We start from the raw sequence: 19496 nt of genomic DNA on the forward strand, positions 1-19496 counted from the left end.
TGCCGCGCCAGTCCAGCCGGCACCGCCGCCAGCACCGGCCGCCGCGAAAGCGCCGGCGCCGTGGGACGATGCGCCACCCGTGGCCGTGATGGAAGCTCCCGCGTCCGCGCCGGCACAGCAGGCGCGTCCTGCCGCCCCGCCGCCGCAAGCGCAGCAGCAGGATGACGACTTGCCGCCGTGGGTCACCGAATTTTCCGACGACAGCGCTTCGGCTGCCGTGTCGGCGCCTGCCAATGCGCCAGGCAATGCGCCCGGCGAACAGCCCGCCGTCGTCATGCCGCAGCGTGCTGCCAAGCAAGTCGCGCCCAGCGGACCGTATGTGATCACGCCCGTGCCGGGCCTGGACTGGGACGGCAACTGGCCGGCCGTCGCCGCCGTGCTGCCCTTGCGCGGCGTGGCCCAGCAGCTGGCCGTGCAGGCCGAGCTGATCGAATGCCTGCACGACGGCCACAGCACGACGTTCCGCCTGCGCGTGCCCATCGACACGTGGCGCAGTCCCGCCAACGTGGAAAAACTGGCGGCCGCGCTGACCGAGCGCTTCGGCCGCAAGGTCAGTGTCGACACGGAACTGGGCGCCGTCTGGTACACGGCCAGCGCGGAAGCGCAGGCCCACCGCGAGGCGTGCCAGCTGCAAGCGGAAGCAACCATCGCCAGCGACCCCTTTGTGCTCGACATGAAGCGTGCATTCGACGCTTTTGTTGTGCCGGGAACGATTACCCCTGCACCGGCCGGCTCCGCCGCGCCGACCCTGCATTGATGATTAACACACTCACAAACTGAATTGAACGGAGCATTCTCATGATGAAAAATCAACTGGCTGGCCTGATGAAGCAGGCGCAAGCAATGCAAGACAACATGAAAAAAGCCCAGGAACAACTGGCGCTGGTGGAAGTGGAAGGCCAGTCCGGCGCCGGCTTGGTAAAAATCGTCATGACGTGCAAGAACGACGTCAAGCGCGTGTCCATCGACCCGTCCTTGCTGGCCGACGACAAGGACATGCTGGAAGACCTGGTGGCCGCCGCCTTCAACGACGCCGTGCGCAAGGCGGAAGCGACATCCGCGGAAAAAATGGCAGGTTTGACCGGCGGCATGAACTTGCCAGCCGGCTTCAAAATGCCATTCTGATGCAACTCCGCATGCGCTCGATCCATGGCACGGGGCAGGGTTGATCCATGTCCAAGTCGCTTGAATTTTTGACCGAGGCGCTGCGGCGCCTGCCCGGCGTCGGCCCCAAGTCGGCGCAGCGGATGGCATTTCATTTGTTGCAGCACGATAGGGAAGGCGCGGCCATGCTGTCGCGCGCCCTGTTCCAGGCCGTCGATGCCGTGCATCACTGCGGCCTGTGCAATACCTTTACCGAACATGAGGTGTGCGAGACCTGTCTCGACGAGGAGCGCGACAAGCGCTTGCTGTGCGTGGTGGAAACGCCCGCCGACCAGCTGATGATCGAGCAGACCTTGACCTACAAGGGCCTGTATTTCGTGCTCATGGGACGGCTGTCGCCGCTCGACGGCATCGGCCCGAAAGATATCCACCTCGAAAAACTGCTGAACCGCGCCAACGATGGCGTGGTCGGTGAAGTGGTGCTGGCCACCAACTTCACGAATGAAGGCGAAGCGACGGCCCACTACATCAGCGAAATGCTGAAGGCGCGGGGCTTGCGCGTGAGCCGCCTGGCCCGCGGCGTGCCCGTGGGCGGCGAACTGGAATACGTCGACGCGGGCACCATCGCCCGCGCGATGCTCGACCGCAGGGCAACCTGAGCACAACATGACAGACGCTTCCGCATCTTCCGGCCCCCTCCAGGGCATCAAAGTCCTGGAACTGGGCACCCTGATCGCGGGGCCGTTCTGCGCCCGCATGCTGGCCGAATTCGGCGCCGACGTGATCAAGATCGAGTCGCCCGATGGCGGCGACCCCATCCGCACCTGGCGCGTGCTGAAGGACGGCACCTCGCTATGGTGGTCGGTGCAGGCGCGCAACAAGAAAAGCCTGACCTTGAACCTGAAGTCGCCGGAAGGGCGCGCGATTGCCCGCCAGCTGGCCCTGGAGGCGGACATCATCATCGAGAACTACCGCCCCGGCGTGCTGGAAAAGTGGGATCTCGGCTACGAGCAGCTCAAGCAGATCAAGCCTTCCCTCATCATGGTGCGCCTGTCCGGCTTTGGCCAGACGGGGCCCATGAAGGACTTGCCCGGCTTCGGCGCCATCGGCGAATCGATGGGCGGCTTGCGCTATGTGTCCGGCTTTGCCGACCGCCCGCCCGTGCGCGTGGGCGTGTCCATCGGCGACTCCGTGGCGGCCCTGCACGGCGTGATCGGCGCCATGATGGCCTTGCGCCACCGCGACGTGACGGGCGGCGCGGCGGCCGGCGAAGGGCAGATGGTCGACGTGGCCCTGTACGAATCCGTGTTCAACCTGATGGAGTCCCTGGTGCCCGAATACGACCAGGCTGGCGTGGTGCGCGAGCGCACGGGCGGCTCGCTGCCCGGCATCGTGCCCTCGAATACCTACACGACGGGCGATGGTGAAAACATCGTGATTGCCGGTAATGGCGACGCCATCTTCAAGCGCTTGATGCTGGCCATGGGCCGCATCGACATGGCGGGCGACCCGCAGCTGGCACGCAACGACGGCCGGGTGGCGCGCACGCAGGAAATCGACGACGCCATCGGCGCCTGGTGCGCCACGCATACGATAGACAGCGCGCTGGCCGTGCTGAAGGCGGCCGACGTACCTGCCGGCAAAATCTATTCCGTGCGCGACATGCTGAGCGATCCGCAATTTCTCGCCCGCGACATGTTCGAACAACACCATTTCGCGGACGGCACGCCCGTGAAACTGCCCGCCATCAGCCCGAAACTGTCCGCCACGCCGGGCAAGACCCAGTGGCTGGGCCCCACCCTGGGCCAGCACAACGACGAGGTGCTGGCATCGCTGGGCTATGATGCGGCCGCCATCGCGCGGCTCAAGGCCGACGGGGTGGTGTAATTCGCTATTCACCCACAGAATTAAAGCCGGGGTCAGACCCGGCGGGTCTGACCCCGGAATTTGCTTCCCGACTTATTTGATACCGATCATGCCTCCATTGTTCCGCACTTCGCTTGCCCTGGCCTCCGCCATCCTCCTCTCCGCCTGCGCCAGCCTTCCCCACGATGCGCCGATCGCGGGCCTGCGCCTGATCGGCGAGCAGCGCATCGCCTTGAAACAGCCGTTCGAGGGCACCACGGTGGGCGGCTTGTCCGGCATCGACTACGATGCGTCCAGCAACAGCTGGGTGATGGAAAGCGATGACCGCTCGGAAATCAATCCGGCCCGCTTCTACCGCGCCACGCTCAGCTACGACAGCACGGCATTTTCCGCCGTGACCTTGAACAGCGTGCATTTCTTCACGCAGCCCGACGGCAGCCGCTATCCGAACCTGGCGCATGCCAAACTGGACCGCGGCGACCAGGTGCCCGACATCGAAACCATCCGCGTCGATCCGCAGGACGGTAGCCTGTGGTACGGCAGCGAAGGCAACCGCAAGGTGGGCTTGCACCCGTTCGTGCGCCACGCGGACCGCGACGGGCGTTACCTGTCCACCTTGCCCACGCCGCCCATGTTCAACGTCTCGAAGAACGAGGTCGGCTCGCGCAACAACATGAGCTTCGAGGGACTGTCGTTTGCCAGCGACGGCAAGAGCCTGTGGCTGGGCATGGAAGCGGCCCTGTACCAGGATGGCCCGCTGGCCACGCCGGACCATGGCTCGGTGGTGCGCATCACGCGGCTGGACCGCGCGGGCAAGGTGCTGGGGCAGTACGCGTATGCTATCGAGCCCGTGGCGTCGCGGCCCGCGCCCGGGCGCGAAGCGGACAACGGCGTGTCGGAAATTCTCGCCGTCAACGACCGTCAAGTGCTGGTGGTGGAGCGGGCGGGCGTGGAAAACGCGGATGGCATCTACACCAACCATGTGCGCGTGTACGCGATGGACACGGAGGGCGCCACCGACATCCAGGCCATGCCGGCCCTGGCGGGCGCAGCCTATGTGCCGGCGCGCAAGCGCCTGCTGCTGGACCTGGAAAAGATCGGTTTGCCCAGGGTCGACAATATCGAAGGCATCAGCTGGGGCCCGCGCCTGGAAAACGGCCGCCGCAGCCTGGTGATGATTTCCGACGACAATTTCAACGCGCAGCAAGTCACGCAAATCCTTGCCTTCGAAGTGCTCTAGTTTCCAGGCTGGCCAGCTGGCCCGCCTGCCTGGCCAGCATGGCCGTGATCGTGTCGTGCGGCGACGGGTGGCCCAGGAAATAGCCTTGCGCCATGTCGCAGCCGTATTCTTCCAGCATCAGCAGCTGCTCGTCCGTCTCCACGCCCTCGGCCACCACCACCATCTTCAAGCCATGGGCCATGGCGATGATGGCGCGCGTGATGGCCGCGTTTTCCGTATCCTGCGGCAAGCCGGCGATAAAACTCTTGTCGATCTTCAGGGCCCGCACGTCGAAGCGTTTTAAGTAGTTCATCGACGAATAGCCCGTGCCGAAGTCGTCGATGGACAGGTACACGCCGATGCCGCGCAACTGCTCCAGGGTCACCATGGTGGCGCGCGCATCGTCCATCAGGGTGCCTTCCGTCAATTCCAGTTCCAGCAGGCGCGCGTCCAGGCCCGTGTCGGCCAGAACCGAGAGCACGATCTGCATCAGGTTTTCATCCTTGAATTGCTTGGCCGACAGGTTCACGGCCATGCGGATGGCCCGCCCGCCATCGTTTTGCCACGCCTTGGCCTGGTTGCAGGCCGTGCGCAGCACCCATTCGCCGATGGGCACGATGAGTCCCGTCTCTTCGGCCAGCGGGATGAATTCCGTGGGCGAAATGATGCCCCGCTCGGGGTGGCGCCAGCGCACGAGCGCTTCCACGCCCACGATCTGCGTGCTGGGCACGTCGATCTGCGGCTGGTACAGCAAGTACAGTTCGTTGTTCTGCAAGGCCTTGCGCAGCCCCACTTCCATTTTGACGTGGCTCATGATTTCCATCGTCAGCGAGGAGCTGTACAGCTTGGCGTTGTTCTTGCCGCAGTTCTTCGCGTGGTACATGGCCGTGTCCGCATATTTCAACAGCGAATTGCAATCCTCGCCATCTTCCGGATACAGCGAAATGCCGATGCTGGCCGTGACGAAAATCTCATGCCCCTCGATCATGAAGGGCCGGCGCATGGCCTCCTTGACCCGGTGCGCCACGTTGAGCGCGTCTTCCACGCGTTCCAGGTCGGGGATCAGGATCGTGAATTCGTCGCCGCCCAGGCGCGCCAGGTTGCTGCCGCCGGGGGATGGCTCGAATTCGTGTTCGGCGCGCAGCACCAGGTCGCTGGGGCGGATGGTTTCGCGCAGGCGCTCGGACACCACCTTGAGCAGATGGTCGCCCACGTCGTGGCCCAGGGTGTCGTTGATGCGCTTGAAGGCATCGAGGTCCATGAACAGCACGGCGAACTTCTTGTCGTGCTCTTTCGAGCGCAGCAGTTCGCGCTCCAGGGTTTCCAGGAAGGCCTGCCGGTTGGGGATGCCCGTCAGGCTGTCGCAGTAGGCGAGGCGGCGGATCTGTTCTTCCGTGCGCTTGCGCTCGCTGATGTCGCGCACCAGGCCCAGCACCTCGTCGGCGCCCGTGGCCACCAGGCGCGCCTCGAAATGGCGCGTGCTGTCCGCGTGCGTGAGCGTGTAGTCGACGGAGCCGAGATGCTGCGTGGCCAGCACGGCGTGCGCCTTGTCCAGCAGGCGTGCTGCGATCTCGGGCGGCAACACGTCGCGGATATGGCTGCCCACGCAGTCGCTGATGGAAAAGCCCGCGCTGGCGTCGTGGCCCTGTTCGTAGTCGAGATAATAGCCTTCGCGGTTCAGGCGGAAGAAGGTGTCGGGGATGGCGGCCAGCACGGCGCGGTTGTGCGCGTCGGCGATGCGCAGGCGGGCGATGGCGTCGCTGGCGCGCAGCACGTACAGCACGCGGTGTCCCAGGATGGGCCAGTTGATGGGCTTGGAAATGAAATCCGTGGCGCCCACTTCGTAGGCGCGTGTGACGGCTTCCAGTTCGTCGCCGCCCGTGACCATGATGATGGGCACGGTGCCGCCCACTTCCTGCAGGCGGATCTCGCGGCACACGGCAAAGCCGTCCAGGGCCGGCATGTCGACATCGAGCATGACCAGGTCCGGCCCGCTGTGCTTGTAGCTGGCCAGCGCCTGCACGCCGTCCTCGGCCTCGATCACGTCCAGGCCCACCTGCGTGAGCATCTGCCGCATCAGCAAGCGCATCACGGGATCGTCGTCGGCCACCAGCACCAGGCCGCGTGGGGGAGGGAGGGGCGCTGTCATGTCAGTGTTCCTTCACGAGGATGGCGCTCAGCGATTCGCGTACGGACAGGAAGGCTTGCTGCATCTCCTGCAGCAGGGTAGCCGCGCCTTCGGTGCTGCCGGCGCGGCCCAGTTTTTCCATCTCCTTGCACAGCTGCGCCAGGCCGTCGGCGCCCACGTTGGCGCTGCCCGACTTGAGGCTGTGCGCCACCTTGCGCAGCGCTTCCGCATCCGCGCCGGCAATTGCCTCGCGCATGGCGCTCAACTGGCGCGGCGTTTCGCTGGTAAAGGCGAGGATGACCCGTTCGAGCAGCGCATCGCCATCGGCGCGGGACAGGGCGCGGATGTTTTCCAGCGCCTGCCGGTTCAGCGGCTGGCCCGATGGCGGCGGGGACGGCGGTGCGACAGCCTGGGGGGCAGGCGCGGGCGGCGCCGCCTCGGGCGGCGCTTCCTGCGGCGTGGGCGGCTCCGGCGCCTCGCTGTGGTGCACGGTGGCCGCGCGCGGCAAGGTGATCCAGCGGGCAATCGTGTGGCCCAGGTCCTGCTGCGTGAAAGGTTTACTCAGGTAATCGTCCATGCCGGCCGCCAGGCACGCTTCGCGGTCGCCCTGCAGCGCATTGGCCGTGATGGCGACGATGGGCAGCACGCGCGCGTGGCCGCACTGCTGTTCGTGGCGGCGGATTTCCGCCGTGGCGGCAAAGCCGTCCATCACGGGCATCTGGCAATCCATCAGGATCAGGTCGAAATCCTCGGCCTGCGCCGCCTGCAGGGCTTCTTCGCCGTTGCGCGCGCAGACCACGTCCAGGCCCAGGCTGTCGAGCATGGCCAGCGCCACTTCCACGTTGACGGGATTGTCCTCGGCCAGCAGCACGCGGCGGCGCTGGCGCCGGCCCGCCTGGCGCGCCGCGTGCGGCGGATGGATGCGCAGGCTGTCGCTGGCGCGCGGCGGCGTGACGATGCAGTCGAACAGGTCGCATTCGCGGGCCGGCTTGATCAGCTGGAAGGCCACGCCCGCCTCGCGCCGCTGCACGGGATCGGCCGCCGCCTGTTCCGTGCTCAGCAGCAAAAGCTTGAGGTCGGCCAGCAGCGGGTCGCTCTTGATGGTGGCGGCCAGGGCCAGGCCGCTGGTGCGCGGCAATTCCATGTCCAGCAAGGCCACGGCATATGGCGTGCCCGCCTGCGCGGCCGCGCGCAGCTTGCCCAGGCAGTCGCTGGCCGTGCCTGCGCTGTCGCTGACGATGTGCCAGCTGGCCAGCTGCCGCTCCAGCACGGCGCGCGTGGCGGGTGTGTGGTCGACGATCAAGGCGCGTAATCCCCGCGTGGTTTTCAGGTTGAAGGACGGGTCGTCGCTGTCGACGCGCCGCTTATCGAAATTTACTTCGAACCAGAAGATGGAGCCTTGCGTTAAAGCATTATCAACGCCGATCGTGCCGCCCATCAGTTCCACCAGCTGTTTCGAGATCGTCAGCCCCAGGCCCGTGCCGCCGTGCTTGCGCGTGGTCGAGCCGTCTGCCTGCGAGAACGATTCGAAGATGCGCGTCTGCGCCTCGTTCGACACGCCGATGCCCGTGTCGTGCACTTCGAAGCGCAAGCCCACGCTGGGCGCGTCTTCGCTGCACACGGTCACTTTCACGGTGACCTTGCCCGTTTCCGTGAACTTGATGGCATTGCCCAGCAGATTGACGATGATCTGGCGCAAACGGTTCGGGTCGCCGCAGATGGCGATGGGAATGTCGTAGGCGATATCGAATTCCAGGCTGATATTTTTCGCTTCCGCCTGCGGCGCGAACACGTGTTCTATGTCGTCGAGCAATTCGCGGAAATTGAAGCGGATGTATTCCACGCTCAGCTTGCCCGCCTCGATCTTGGAAAAGTCGAGGATGTCGTTGATGATCACCAGCAAATTCTGCCCCGAGCGCTGCACCATGCTCGTGTAATGGCGCTGCTGCGCCGTCAGCGGACTGGCCAGCAGCAGTTCCGTCATGCCCAGCACGCCATTCATGGGCGTGCGGATTTCATGGCTCATGGTGGCGAGGAAGGCGCTCTTCGCCTGGCTGGCCGCCTCGGCCGCATCCTTGGCCTTTTCCAGCTGCGCCGTGCGCACGCCCACTTGGCGTTCCAGCTGGTCGCGGTAATTGGCCAGGGTGCTGTCGCGGCTGTCGATCTGCGCCAGCATGTCGTTGAAACTGTCGATCAGCACGCCCAGCTCGTCGCTGCGCTGGTGCGCGATGCGGTGGCTGTAGGTCTGGCTGCTGGAGACCTTCTGCGCCGTGTCGATCAGCTTGGTGATCGGTTCGGCAATCACGCTCTTGAAGCGCCGCGCGAGGAACACGGCCACGAGGAAGGACAGCACGGTGGCGCCGCCGATGGCGCTCACGTGGCGGCCGATGTCGCGCCACATGTGGTTCAGGTCCGCCTCGATCAGCACGGCACCGATGATTTCCTGCCCCGTCGCGGCCTGGCGGTAGACGGGGCGGTACAGGCGCATGGCGGGCGCCAGCGTCGTGCCCGAGCCTTGCGTGACGGGCTGCACGGCCATGTCGGCCAGCAGGGCCGGGTCCATGTCTTCCGGCGTTGGCAGGCCCTGCGCGTGCTGCGGCGCGCGGTACAGGGCGAACAGGCGCCCGCCCTTGTCGAACAGGGCCGCCTGGGCAATCTCGTTGCGCGCGGACAAGGCCGCCAGCACCTGTTCCGCCTGCCCCTGCGCCGGCTTGCCTGCCAGCAAAGGCACCGCGCTGGCCGCGCCGATCACGCCCGCCAGCGACAGCAGTTGCTTGCCTTCATCGTTCTTGTGGCTGAGCACGGACGTCAGCGCAAACGCCACGAACACCAGCAGCAGCGCGCAGCCCGACGACAGCACCGAAATCATGGTCAGCTTCTGGCTGATGCTGGAGCGTTGGAAATTGAACATGGTTGCGGCGCTTCCCCGGTCGGCCCGTTGGCTGTTTTTTTAATTCCTATTGGAAAAATATAGACGCGAAGACACACCATGATGTTGATGTGGGTCTAATGGAAGAAAGGGGAGGGGAACTTATAAGAGAGGAAATGAAAAGGGCGGTCTCACAAGACCGCCCTCAAATTATTGCTGAGCAACAACACCTGACTCAGCCGTAGCGAGCGGAAGGGAGAGGTGGCCGAGAAGCGCAACCGTACTGTAGTACGGTGAGCATCGCAAGCCGCCTATACCGACGCGCAGTAGGCTGGGTCAGGTGTCCGCTAACAGCAGCCGCCGCGCTTGCCGGCCCCGCCATAACGGGCTTCCTGCCGTTCGCGGAAGAACTCTTCATATGTCATCATCGGCTCGCCGGGATGGGTCACTTCCCGGTGCGCCACATAGGTGTCGTACTCGGGCAAGCCGCACATGAGCCGCATGCTTTGCCCCAGGTACCGTCCAGCCTTGATGATTTCGTCGATCATCATTGCACCGTGGGCATGGCCTGGAACGGCGTTTCCTTGGTGCTAGGCTTGCTGTCGGCGCGCGCCTTCAAAATGGTACGGATGCCGAAGAACAGCACGCTGATCACGACGATGACGAAGAAGGCGGCCAGGCCGGCATCCAGGTAATCGTTGAAGATGATCTGCTGCATCTGCGCCACGGACTTGGCCGGCGCCAGCAAGGTGCCTTCATCGAGTGCCGCCGAGTATTTCCTGGCATGCGCGAGGAAGCCCACGCGCGGGTTGGCATCGAAAATCTTTTGCCAGCCCGCCGTCAAGGTGCACAGCAGCAGCCAGATGGTCGGCAAGATCGTTACCCACGCATATTGTCCCCGTTTCATCTTAAACAGCACGCAGGTGCCGAGGATCAGCGCGATGGCGGCCAGCATCTGGTTGGCGATGCCGAACAGCGGCCACAGGGTGTTGATGCCGCCCAATGGATCGACCACGCCCTGGTACAGGAAGTAGCCCCAGGCCGCCACGCACAGACCCGTGGCCAGCAGGTTGGCGATGACGTTTTCCGTCTGTTTCAGGCTAGGCACGAAGCTGCCCAGCAAGTCTTGCAGCATGAAGCGGCCCGCACGCGTGCCCGCATCGACGGCCGTCAGGATGAACAGCGCTTCGAACAGGATGGCGAAGTGGTACCAGAAGGCCATCATGGCCTTGCCGCCGATGGCGCCCGACAGGATCTGCGCCATGCCGACAGCCAGGGTCGGCGCGCCGCCCGCGCGCGAGATGATGCTGTGCTCGCCAACGTCCTTGGCCGTCTGCGTCAGCATTTCCGGCGTCACATAGAAGCCCCACTGCGAGATCGCTTGCGCGGCCGATTCGGCCGTGGTGCCGATCAGGGCGGCCGGGCTGTTCATGGCGAAATAGATGCCGGGCTCGATGGTCGAGGCGGCCACCAGGGCCATGATGGCCACGAACGATTCCATCAGCATGGCGCCATAGCCGATGAAGCGGGCATGGCTTTCGTTTTCAATCATCTTCGGTGTGGTGCCCGAGGAAATCAGGGCGTGGAAGCCGGAGACGGCGCCGCAGGCGATCGTGATGAACAGGAAGGGGAACAGATTGCCCGACCAGACGGGGCCGGAGCCATCGATGAACTTGGTCATGGCCGGCATTTTCAGGTAAGGCGCGACGACGATGATGCCGATGGCCAGGCCCAGGATGGTGCCGATCTTCAGGAACGTCGACAGGTAGTCGCGCGGGGCCAGCAGCAGCCAGACGGGCAGCACGGAAGCGATGAAGCCGTAGCCGATCAGCATCCACGTCAGTTCCGTGCCCGTGAACGTGAACATGGGGCCCAGCACGGCGGATTCCTGCACGTACTGGCCGCCGATGATGGCCAGCATCAGCAGCACGAAGCCGATGATGGAAATTTCGCCGATGCGGCCCACGCGGATGAAGCGCGAGTACACGCCCATGAACAGGGCGATGGGGATCGTCGCCATCACGGTGAAGCTGCCCCATGGGGAGCCCGTCAGCGCCTTGACGACGATCAAGGCCAGCACGGCCAGGATGATGACCATGATCATGAAGCAGCCCAGCAGGGCGATCATGCCGGGAATCTCGCCCAGTTCAGCCTTGATCAGGTCGCCCAGGGAGCGGCCGTCGCGGCGCATGGAGATGAACAGCACGATGAAATCCTGTACGGCGCCCGCAAACACGACGCCCGCCAGTATCCACAGCATGCCGGGCAGGTAGCCCATCTGCGCGGCCAGCACGGGGCCGACCAGGGGACCGGCGCCGGCAATGGCTGCGAAATGGTGGCCGAACAGCACGTATTTATTCGTCGGCACGTGGTCCAGGCCGTCGTTGTGCTTGAAGGCGGGCGTCATGCGGCGCGCATCGAGGCCCAGCACCTTGTCGGCGATGAACAGGCTGTAGAAACGGTAGGCGATCAGGTAGACGCAGACGGCGGCGATGACGATCCAGATTGCGCTGATCGACTCGCCGCGTTGCAGGGCGACGACGCCCAGGGACCCGGCGCCGGCCAGCGCAAGCGCTGCCCAGCCGAGCTGTTTGAAAATGCGGTTCATGCTTCCTCCAGAGATTGACGGGCGCTGTGCCGTGCGATGATGTGTGCTGCCGAGCCTGGTCGTCGCCAGTTTGGATGTTACTTTTGGTGTGTCTGCAGCTTATGGCGAGTATTCAGGAATCGTATAATTGCCGCAAGCGCAGCACTACGCAGTAACGCTCAGTATTACTACGCAGACCGATCACGGCGCCGCGACGTAAAATCACGCATTCCCACCAGCATCGACGCCGCCGGAGCGCCAGGCCATGAAACTCAGACAGAAAGTCATCTTCCTGGCCATCACGCCGCTCATACTCGCCCTGTGCGCCATCGCGTTTGCCGTGCGGCACCAGGCCATTACCCTGGCCGAGCAGCAGCGCGCCACCATCCAGCAGGCGTATCTGGCCAGCAAGGAAGCCGAGCTCAAGCATTACGTGACCCTGGCCAGCCATTCCATCGCCTCCCTGTACCAGTCGGGGCGCAAGGATGCCGCCACACAGGAAGAGGCCAAGCGCATCCTGTCCGCCCTCAGCTATGGCGACGATGGCTATTTCTTCATCTATGATTTGCAGGGCAAGTCGCTGATGCATCCGCGCCAGCCCGAGCTGGTGGGGCAGAACCTGTGGGAATTGCGCGACGCGGAGGGCAACCTGACCATCCAGCGCCTGATGCAGCGGGCGAAGGGCGGCGGCGGCTTCGAACGCTACAACTGGATCAAGCCGTCGACCAACAAGTCCGCGCCCAAGCTCGGCTATGTGATCCTGATGCCGGAATGGGGCTGGATGATGGGCACGGGCATCTACATGGATGACGTGGACCAGGCGCTGGCCCAGGTCGACGCCCAGCAGTCGCGCAATATCCGCTCCACCATGGAATTGATCGCCGGCATTGCCATCCTCGGCTCCCTGCTGGTGGCCGCCTGCGGCCTGGTGCTGAACCTGCGCGAATTGCGCGTCGCCGATGCGAAGCTGAAAGTGCTGGCGCAGCGCGTGGTGGAGTCGCAGGAGGAGGAGCGGGCGCGGCTGTCGCGCGACTTGCATGACGGCATCAGCCAGTGGCTGGTGTCCATCAAACTGCAGATCGAGGCGGGCATCGCGCGCCTGGCCGGCAATGCAGAGCAGAAAGACAAGGCGCCCGCCACATTCGAACGGGCCGCCGAGCAGCTCAACAAGGTGCTGGGCGAAGTGCGGCGCATTTCGCACAACCTGCGCCCGGCCATCCTCGACGACCTGGGCCTGGCCGCCGCGCTCGACCACCTGGTGCATGAATTTAACGACAGCAGCAGCGCGCAAGCCAGTTTCACGGCCAGCCCGGCGGCGGCGGGCGAGGGCTTGCCCGACATGGTCAATACCGTGCTGTTCCGCATTGCCCAGGAAGCGCTGACCAATTGCGAGCGCCATGCCCACGCCAGCGGCGTCGAGGTCAGCTTGCGCGAGGCGGACAAGGCCGTGGAATTGCGCATCGGGGATAATGGCGGCGGCTTCGATTTCGACGGCATCGTCCTGCACCCGCAGCGCGGCATCGGCCTGCGCAACATGACGGAACGCATGGAAGCCATCGGCGGCAGCCTGCACATCACTTCCTCGCCGGCCGGCACCGTGGTGCTGGCGCGGCTCGGCCTTTCCTCCACACATTGATAGATACGCAACCATGACCGAGAAGATCAACATCCTGCTGGTGGACGACCATCCCCTCGTGCGCGACGGCTTGCGCGCGCGCCTGGAAGCGGTGGCGCATTTCGACGTGGTGGCCGAGGCGGGCGGCGCCGACGAGGCCCTGGCCCAGGCGCGCACACACCAGGTGGATCTGGTGCTGATGGATATCAATATGCGGGGCACCAACGGTATCGAAGCGACGGCGCTGTTCAAGCAGGCGTTTCCGCAGATTGCCGTGCTGATCCTGTCCATGCATGACAAGCTCGAATATGTGTCGCAGGCGATTGCCGCCGGCGCGCGCGGCTATGTGCTCAAAGATGCTCCAGGGAAAGATATCGTGTTTGCCATCGAGACGGTGATGTCCGGCGGCATTTATTACAGCGCGGCCCTCGCGCGGCAACTGTCGCGCCCGCAAGTGCATGATTCCTTCCTCACCACGCGCGAGCAGCAAGTGCTGCAGCACATCGCGGCGGGCCAGTCGAACAAGCAGATCGCCCGCGAGCTGGACCTGAGCGTACGCACAGTGGAGACGCACCGGCTGAACATCAAGCGCAAGCTGGGCATCGAAGGGCAGGCTGAACTGATCAAATATGCGGTTGAACATGCGCATGGCGGCAGCGCCTGAACGGAGCAGGCATCGCGGCATTTTTTTCAAACCCGCATGGTAGGCGGGTCTCCCGGGGGAGTGTTTTTTTTGAACATTTATTGCCAATTTTAAACTGTTTCGCGGGTGAGATTCGGATAGAATGATTCTTGCTGTCGAAATGGCATCCCTGTCGGGCCAGGGTTGCCAATGCTGGTCAGTTTATTTACTATGGCGCCCTACCCACACTGAGATACCGATGTCAGCGTCTGAATCAAACCTGTTTCCGTTGGTGGGATTACAAGCAGTAGCCAATGCTCATAACGAGTGGGTCGCTGTCACCCTGCATGTACCGCAGGCCTCGACGGCGCCGCTGCTGGCGGCGTTGGCCGCGGCCGATGCGTATGCCTTCCTGGCGCCGCTCGACTGCATCATCCCCGTGGCCGACCCGCATGGCGTGGACGAGGCCGTGCTGGCGCAACTGGCGCCGCAACGCACCATCTTCCGTTTGCCGGCCCATCTTGCCGGCGACAAGCACATCCAGAAAAAATGCCTGCAATGGCGCGACGCCGGCTACCGCATCATTCTCGATGGCGCCGAAGCCGGTCCCGTGACGGCGGCGCAGGTCGAGGCGCGCGCGCTGAGCTTTGACGCGGCCGGCGCCCGCCCGGCCCTGTATCAGCTGCTGCCCTTGCCGGGGCCGCACCTCGCCTACAACATCGGCGACGGGGGGCAGCTTGCCGCGTTGCAGGAACTCGGCGTGAGCTGGTTTGCCGGCGATTACGCCCTGCAGCAGGCGCGCCAGCAAAGCGAACGGGAAGACGCCACGTCGCGGCGCCGCCTGCTGGCGCTGCTGGGCCTGCTGGCCCGCGATGCCGATGCGCACGAGCTGGAAGTGCCGCTCAAGCAAGATCCATCGCTCAGCTATCATTTATTGAAACTGGTCAATTCAGCCGCCTTCGGTTTCACGGCGCCCATCACGGGCTTTGGCCAGGCCATCACCTTGCTGGGCCGGCGCCAGCTGCAGCGCTGGCTGCAACTGCTGCTGTATGCGCGCCAGCAGGACGATGGCAAGATCCACGCGCTGCTGCCGCTGGCGGCCGTGCGCGCGGCGCAGATGGAAGCGCTGTGCCAGCTGCGCGGCGGCGACCGCGACGCGCAGGACCTGGCCTTCATGGCGGGCGTGTTCTCGCTGCTCGACGTGCTGCTGGGCATGCCCATGCAGGACATCATCGCCACCCTGAACCTGGCGCCCGAAGTCAGCGCCGCCTTGCTCGAACGCAGTGGCGAACTGGGCACCTTGCTGGCGCTGGTCGAAAGCGCCACGCCGCCGCCCGAAGGCTTGCGCCGTGCCGGCATCGATGGAGAAACCTATTGGCGCAGCCTGCTGCAGGCCTACCAATGGGCCATCCAGGTCAGCCGGAACCTCTAGCATGCCCCTGTTTCCGGTGTCGGATTTCCTCGGTGACAGCGCCGCCCTGTGCGACGCCGTCGTGCGTTTGCGCGGCCCCGCGCTGGTGGCTGAACTGGGCCGCATCGCCAGCGCCGTGATGGCCAGCCCCCATGGCCAGTTCCTGCCTGCGGCCAGCCTGGACACTGCGGCGCCGTCCCCGCTGTTTCCTGTCGATACGCCCGCCTTGCTGCAGGAAATCAGTTTCGACGGTCACTGCTTCGGCCACTACAGCGTGGCCGGACGCAGCCTGTACAACGATGCGGACCGCCGCCAGCTGGCCAGCCTGGCTTCGCTGACGGCCGGCGTGCTGCAAGTGCACTCGCTGGCGCAACGCTCGACCCATGCTTACGCGCAAGTCGAAGCCTTGCTGGCGCAACAGACGCAAATCCTCGACCAGCTGCACGAATCCGTGCTGACGATGGACTTGACGGGCTACATCACCAGCTGGAACAAGGGCGCCGAGCGCCTGTTCGGCTATACCTCGGTGGAAGCCGTGGGGCGCAACATCCTGTTCCTGTACGACGAGGAAGACACGGGTTTCCACGACGCTTTCCTGGAGCAGGGAGGACGCCTGATGGAGGTGCGCCGCCGAAAGAAGTCAGGCGAGATCTTCTGGGCCAGCCTGTCCTTGTCGCCGCTGCAGGACATGGACGACAAGCCCATCGGACTCATCGCCTACCTGACGGACATCACGGAACGCAAGCTGGCTGAAGAGCGCCTGCATCACCTCGCGTATTACGACCCGCTGACCAGCCTGCCGAACCGCACCTTGCTGGCCAAGCTGGTCGACCAGGCCCTGAGCGTGGCGCAGCGCAGCAAGATGCTGGGCTGCGTGCTGTTCATCGACCTGAACCGCTTTAAACTGATCAACGACACCCTGGGCCGGCGCATCGGCGACGAGCTGCTGCGCCAGGTTTCGCTGCGCTTCCGCAAGGCATTGCGCGACCAGGACCTGGTGGCGCGCCTGGGCGGCGACGAGTTTGCCGTCGGCCTGTTCGACATCGGCCAGCATTTCGAGGCCAGCATGGTGTCGCAAAAGCTGCTCGCTTCCTTGGTGGAACCGTTCCTGATCGAAGGCCACGACTTGCGCGTGGGCGCCAGCATCGGCATCAGCGTGTATCCGCAAGACGGGCAGGACGCGGAAACCCTGCTGCGCCTGGCCGACATCGCCATGTACCGCGCCAAGCAGGACAGCGGCGGCGAAGCGGAAAGCGTGGCCTTCTACAGCCAGGACATGAATGTGGGCATGCAAGCGCGCATGCGCCTGGAAACGGGCTTGCGCCAGGCCCTGTCGGCGCAGCAGCTGCTGCTGCACTACCAGCCGAAATACGCGCTGGCCAGCGGGCGCATCATCGGCGCCGAAGCCCTGGTGCGCTGGCACCACCCGCAGCACGGCATGATCCCGCCCGCCGAATTCATCCCCCTGGCCGAATCGACGGGGCTGGTGGTGCAGGTGGGCGAGTGGGTGCTGGAAGCGGCCTGCGCCCAGGCGCAAGCGTGGAAACTGGCCGGCCTGCCGCCCATCCGCCTGGCCGTCAACGTGTCCGCGCGCGAATTCACGGCGGCGTTGCCCGCCAGGGTGGCGGCAACTTTGGCCCGCTACGGCCTGGAAGCGGGCTGGCTGGAACTGGAAATCACGGAAAGCACCCTGATGCACAACATCGAGCGCGTGATCGGCATCATGGACCGCATCACGGCCTTGGGCGTGGCCCTGTCGCTGGACGACTTCGGCACCGGCTATTCGAGCCTGTCTTATTTAAAACGCTTCCCCATCGACACCCTGAAGATCGACCGCTCCTTCACCACCGGCATCCCCACGGACGCCAGCGACTGCGCCATCGCCAGCACGATCATCAGCATCGCCCAGCAGCTGCATCATAAAGTGATCGCGGAAGGCGTGGAAACGGCAGAGCAACTGGCGTTCCTGAAGAGTTCGGGCTGCGACGAAGTCCAGGGCTACCTGTTCTCGCGCCCCCTGCCGGCCGGGGAGTTCGAAAAGACGCTGCGGGAAAACTGGGGCGTGTAAGGTTGCTGCGTTAGTGTGCCAGCGCCGGTATGAAACCCACCGGCGACAAGCCGGGGGCAGACCCGCCGGGCACGACCCCAGTCCTCGCCGCCTGGGGAAATAAGGCCACGGGAGTGCTAGCCATTGGTAAGCCACAGACCTTTATGTATAATGCTGCCATCTGGAAGCGTGGCCGAGTGGTTGAAGGCACTAGTCTTGAAAACTAGCGACGGGTTAAACTGTTCGTGAGTTCGAATCTCACCGCTTCCGCCAAGTACATAAAAAATTCGTGAGTATACTCAACCTATATTCCACCGAATTTCATTGAAAATCAACGACTTAGCTTGATCTTCATCCCTCCGAGTCACAGATTCGGAACCATCCAAAAACCATCCCACAGAATCACGCGTAGGCTGAAATGTAGGTATCATGCGGTTTTTCTCAAACCCGTACCTACAGGATTTCGCATGGCCATCAATACGCTTACCGATGCAGACTGCCGCCGCGCCACGCCGAACGACGGCAAGCTGCGCAAGCTCTTCGACGGCCACGGCCTGATGCTGGCCGTCCTGCCAAGTGGAAACAAGGTTTGGCGCATGGCCTATCGTAACGACGAGGGCAAGCAGCAAACTGCCGTCATCGGCCCGTATCCTCTGATCGGCCTCAAGGAAGCGCGCGAGCGCCGGGACGTTTTGCGTTTGAAACTGATCGACGGCGACGACCTCAAGCCCAAGCGCAAGGCAAGCAGCCCATCCATTGCACTTGATGCCGCCATCGATACCTACTGGGCCGGGCGCACGGACATCAGCGCCGGCTACAAGGCAAATGCATTGCGCGCGCTGGCCATGTACGTCTCGCCGACGCTGGGCGCGAAAACCGTGCGTGAAATTACCAAGGAAGACTTGATGGCCGCACTGCGCCCGATGGATGCCGCCGGCCTGTCCGTCTACGTCCGGCGCGTGCGCATGTGGGTGGGCCAGGTGCTCGACTGGTCCATCCAGCATGGCCACTGCGAAGAGAATCCCGCATCGAACATCAATTCGAAGGTCGCCTTTTCCCGCAAGCCGCGCGAAGGGTTCGCCGCCCTGGCACTGGCCGAGGTGCATCCGTTCATGGAGCGCCTGGCCCTGGAAGATGAGATTCAGTCTGTGCTGGCCTGCAAGCTGCTGGCGTTGACGTGGACGCGCACGGACGAGCTGCGGCGCATGACCTGGGCGGAAGTGGAGGGCGATGTCTGGCGGATACCGGGCAAGCGCATGAAGAAGGGCCGCGAGCACCTGGTGCCGCTGTCTTCCCAGGCGCTGGACCTGCTGGCTGAAATGAAGCTGCGTTCGCGGGGCAGCATTTACGTTTTCCCGAACGACCGGGGCGGCAGCCGCCCCATGAGTGAAAACGCGATTCTCTACCTCATTCACCGTATCGGCTTCAAGGGAAAGATGACGGGCCACGGCTGGCGCAAGGTCGGTTCCACCTGGGCCAACGAGCACGAATACAACTCGGACCACGTCGAGGTGCAGCTCGCGCACAAGGACGGCGGTGTGCGCGGGGTCTACAACTCCGCAGAGTACCTGAAGCAGCGCCGCGTGATGCTTCAGGCCTTCGCCGACTGGTTGTTAAAGCAGCCTGATCCCAGCGGCTTGGAGCGTTGAAAGGCGCCATCCCAGCGTGCGCTGGGTTATGGCAACGTCCGCCGGCGGCAGCTTGTTCTCCTTCACCCATCTGCGCAGCGTCTCCGAAGTGACGCCCAGCATTTTGTATAAGTCCTGACGGTAAATAATTCGGTCTGCGTTCATTACTTGATTCCTTTCGTGGTGGGGTTTTTCTTGCGCTGGGCTGCTTCTGTATGGCCGCCTTTGTTTTGCACCGCCAAGGCGAATGCTTCGGCCTCGGTGTGGTGCGGTACTTCGACGCCAGGCTTGCGGTAGTCGCGCAGCCGGCAGAATTCTTTGTATTGGTCCATTTTCGTAATCTCCTTCTAGTCCGTGCATCCACAATCGGTTAAGGCGTCGTCGAAGGGAAACAGCTCCC

14 protein-coding genes, 1 tRNA gene and 1 pseudogene are annotated in these 19496 nt (G+C 64.1%); 11 read left to right on the plus strand and 5 right to left on the minus strand.

Annotated features, from left to right (window positions below):
* From GCN74_RS26850 to GCN74_RS26870, 5 genes and pseudogenes are all read left to right on the plus strand, one after another.
* Positions 1 to 757 (plus strand): annotated as a pseudogene (locus GCN74_RS26850) (DNA polymerase III subunit gamma/tau); the annotation flags it as partial.
* A 41-nt stretch (positions 758 to 798) separates the two neighbouring features.
* Positions 799 to 1125 (plus strand): YbaB/EbfC family nucleoid-associated protein, encoded by a 327-nt coding sequence (locus tag GCN74_RS26855; RefSeq protein ID WP_034759121.1) that lies wholly within the window; start codon positions 799 to 801, stop codon positions 1123 to 1125.
* Positions 1126 to 1172: 47 nt separating this feature from the next.
* Positions 1173 to 1763, plus strand: coding sequence for a recombination mediator RecR (recR, locus tag GCN74_RS26860; protein WP_034786598.1), 591 nt, complete (start codon positions 1173 to 1175; stop codon positions 1761 to 1763).
* 7 nt (positions 1764 to 1770) lie between these two features.
* Entirely contained in the window at positions 1771 to 2991 is a 1221-nt protein-coding gene (locus GCN74_RS26865; RefSeq protein WP_152259491.1) for a CaiB/BaiF CoA transferase family protein, read from the plus strand.
* A gap of 88 nt (positions 2992 to 3079) precedes the next feature.
* Entirely contained in the window at positions 3080 to 4210 is a 1131-nt protein-coding gene (locus tag GCN74_RS26870) for an esterase-like activity of phytase family protein (RefSeq protein WP_152259492.1), read from the plus strand.
* Here GCN74_RS26870 and GCN74_RS26875 read toward each other — a convergent pair.
* From GCN74_RS26875 to GCN74_RS26890, 4 genes are all read right to left on the minus strand, one after another.
* A complete protein-coding gene (locus tag GCN74_RS26875) occupies positions 4179 to 6338 on the minus strand; it encodes a putative bifunctional diguanylate cyclase/phosphodiesterase (RefSeq protein ID WP_152259493.1) in 2160 nt (719 codons plus the stop codon). The two genes, GCN74_RS26870 and GCN74_RS26875, sit on opposite strands and share 32 nt — an antisense overlap.
* 1 nt (position 6339) lies before the next feature.
* A complete protein-coding gene (locus tag GCN74_RS26880) occupies positions 6340 to 9228 on the minus strand; it encodes a response regulator (RefSeq protein ID WP_152259494.1) in 2889 nt (962 codons plus the stop codon).
* 305 nt (positions 9229 to 9533) lie between these two features.
* Positions 9534 to 9734: a YbdD/YjiX family protein gene (locus GCN74_RS26885; protein WP_010396213.1), complete on the minus strand. Its 201-nt coding sequence runs from the start codon at positions 9732 to 9734 to the stop codon at positions 9534 to 9536.
* Entirely contained in the window at positions 9734 to 11794 is a 2061-nt protein-coding gene (locus tag GCN74_RS26890; protein ID WP_152259495.1) for a carbon starvation CstA family protein, read from the minus strand. Before GCN74_RS26890 ends, GCN74_RS26885 begins: the two co-directional genes overlap by 1 nt.
* A 244-nt stretch (positions 11795 to 12038) precedes the next feature.
* Between GCN74_RS26890 and GCN74_RS26895 the strand changes: the two genes are divergently transcribed.
* The 6 genes from GCN74_RS26895 to GCN74_RS26920 all read left to right on the plus strand — a co-directional run bounded on the left by GCN74_RS26895 (position 12039) and on the right by GCN74_RS26920 (position 19117).
* Complete coding sequence (locus tag GCN74_RS26895) at positions 12039 to 13409, plus strand: cache domain-containing protein (RefSeq protein ID WP_152259496.1); 1371 nt, start codon at positions 12039 to 12041, stop codon at positions 13407 to 13409.
* A gap of 13 nt (positions 13410 to 13422) precedes the next feature.
* Entirely contained in the window at positions 13423 to 14052 is a 630-nt protein-coding gene (locus tag GCN74_RS26900) for a response regulator transcription factor (RefSeq protein ID WP_152259497.1), read from the plus strand.
* Between the two features lie 217 nt (positions 14053 to 14269).
* Complete coding sequence (locus GCN74_RS26905) at positions 14270 to 15442, plus strand: EAL and HDOD domain-containing protein (RefSeq protein ID WP_152259498.1); 1173 nt, start codon at positions 14270 to 14272, stop codon at positions 15440 to 15442.
* A gap of 1 nt (position 15443) precedes the next feature.
* Entirely contained in the window at positions 15444 to 17489 is a 2046-nt protein-coding gene (locus tag GCN74_RS26910) for a putative bifunctional diguanylate cyclase/phosphodiesterase (protein WP_152259499.1), read from the plus strand.
* Positions 17490 to 17651: 162 nt separating this feature from the next.
* A tRNA-Ser gene (locus tag GCN74_RS26915) sits at positions 17652 to 17741 on the plus strand.
* A gap of 194 nt (positions 17742 to 17935) precedes the next feature.
* Positions 17936 to 19117: a tyrosine-type recombinase/integrase gene (locus GCN74_RS26920; protein WP_152259500.1), complete on the plus strand. Its 1182-nt coding sequence runs from the start codon at positions 17936 to 17938 to the stop codon at positions 19115 to 19117.
* Between the two features lie 143 nt (positions 19118 to 19260).
* On the opposite strand, the gene GCN74_RS29010 is transcribed toward GCN74_RS26920, so the two are convergent.
* Entirely contained in the window at positions 19261 to 19428 is a 168-nt protein-coding gene (locus GCN74_RS29010; RefSeq protein ID WP_193317287.1) for a hypothetical protein, read from the minus strand.
* Positions 19429 to 19496: the final 68 nt, after the last annotated feature.

The sequence above is a fragment of the Janthinobacterium sp. FT14W genome, assembly GCF_009208755.1.
In the GTDB taxonomy this organism is placed as follows: domain Bacteria; phylum Pseudomonadota; class Gammaproteobacteria; order Burkholderiales; family Burkholderiaceae_D; genus Janthinobacterium; species Janthinobacterium violaceinigrum.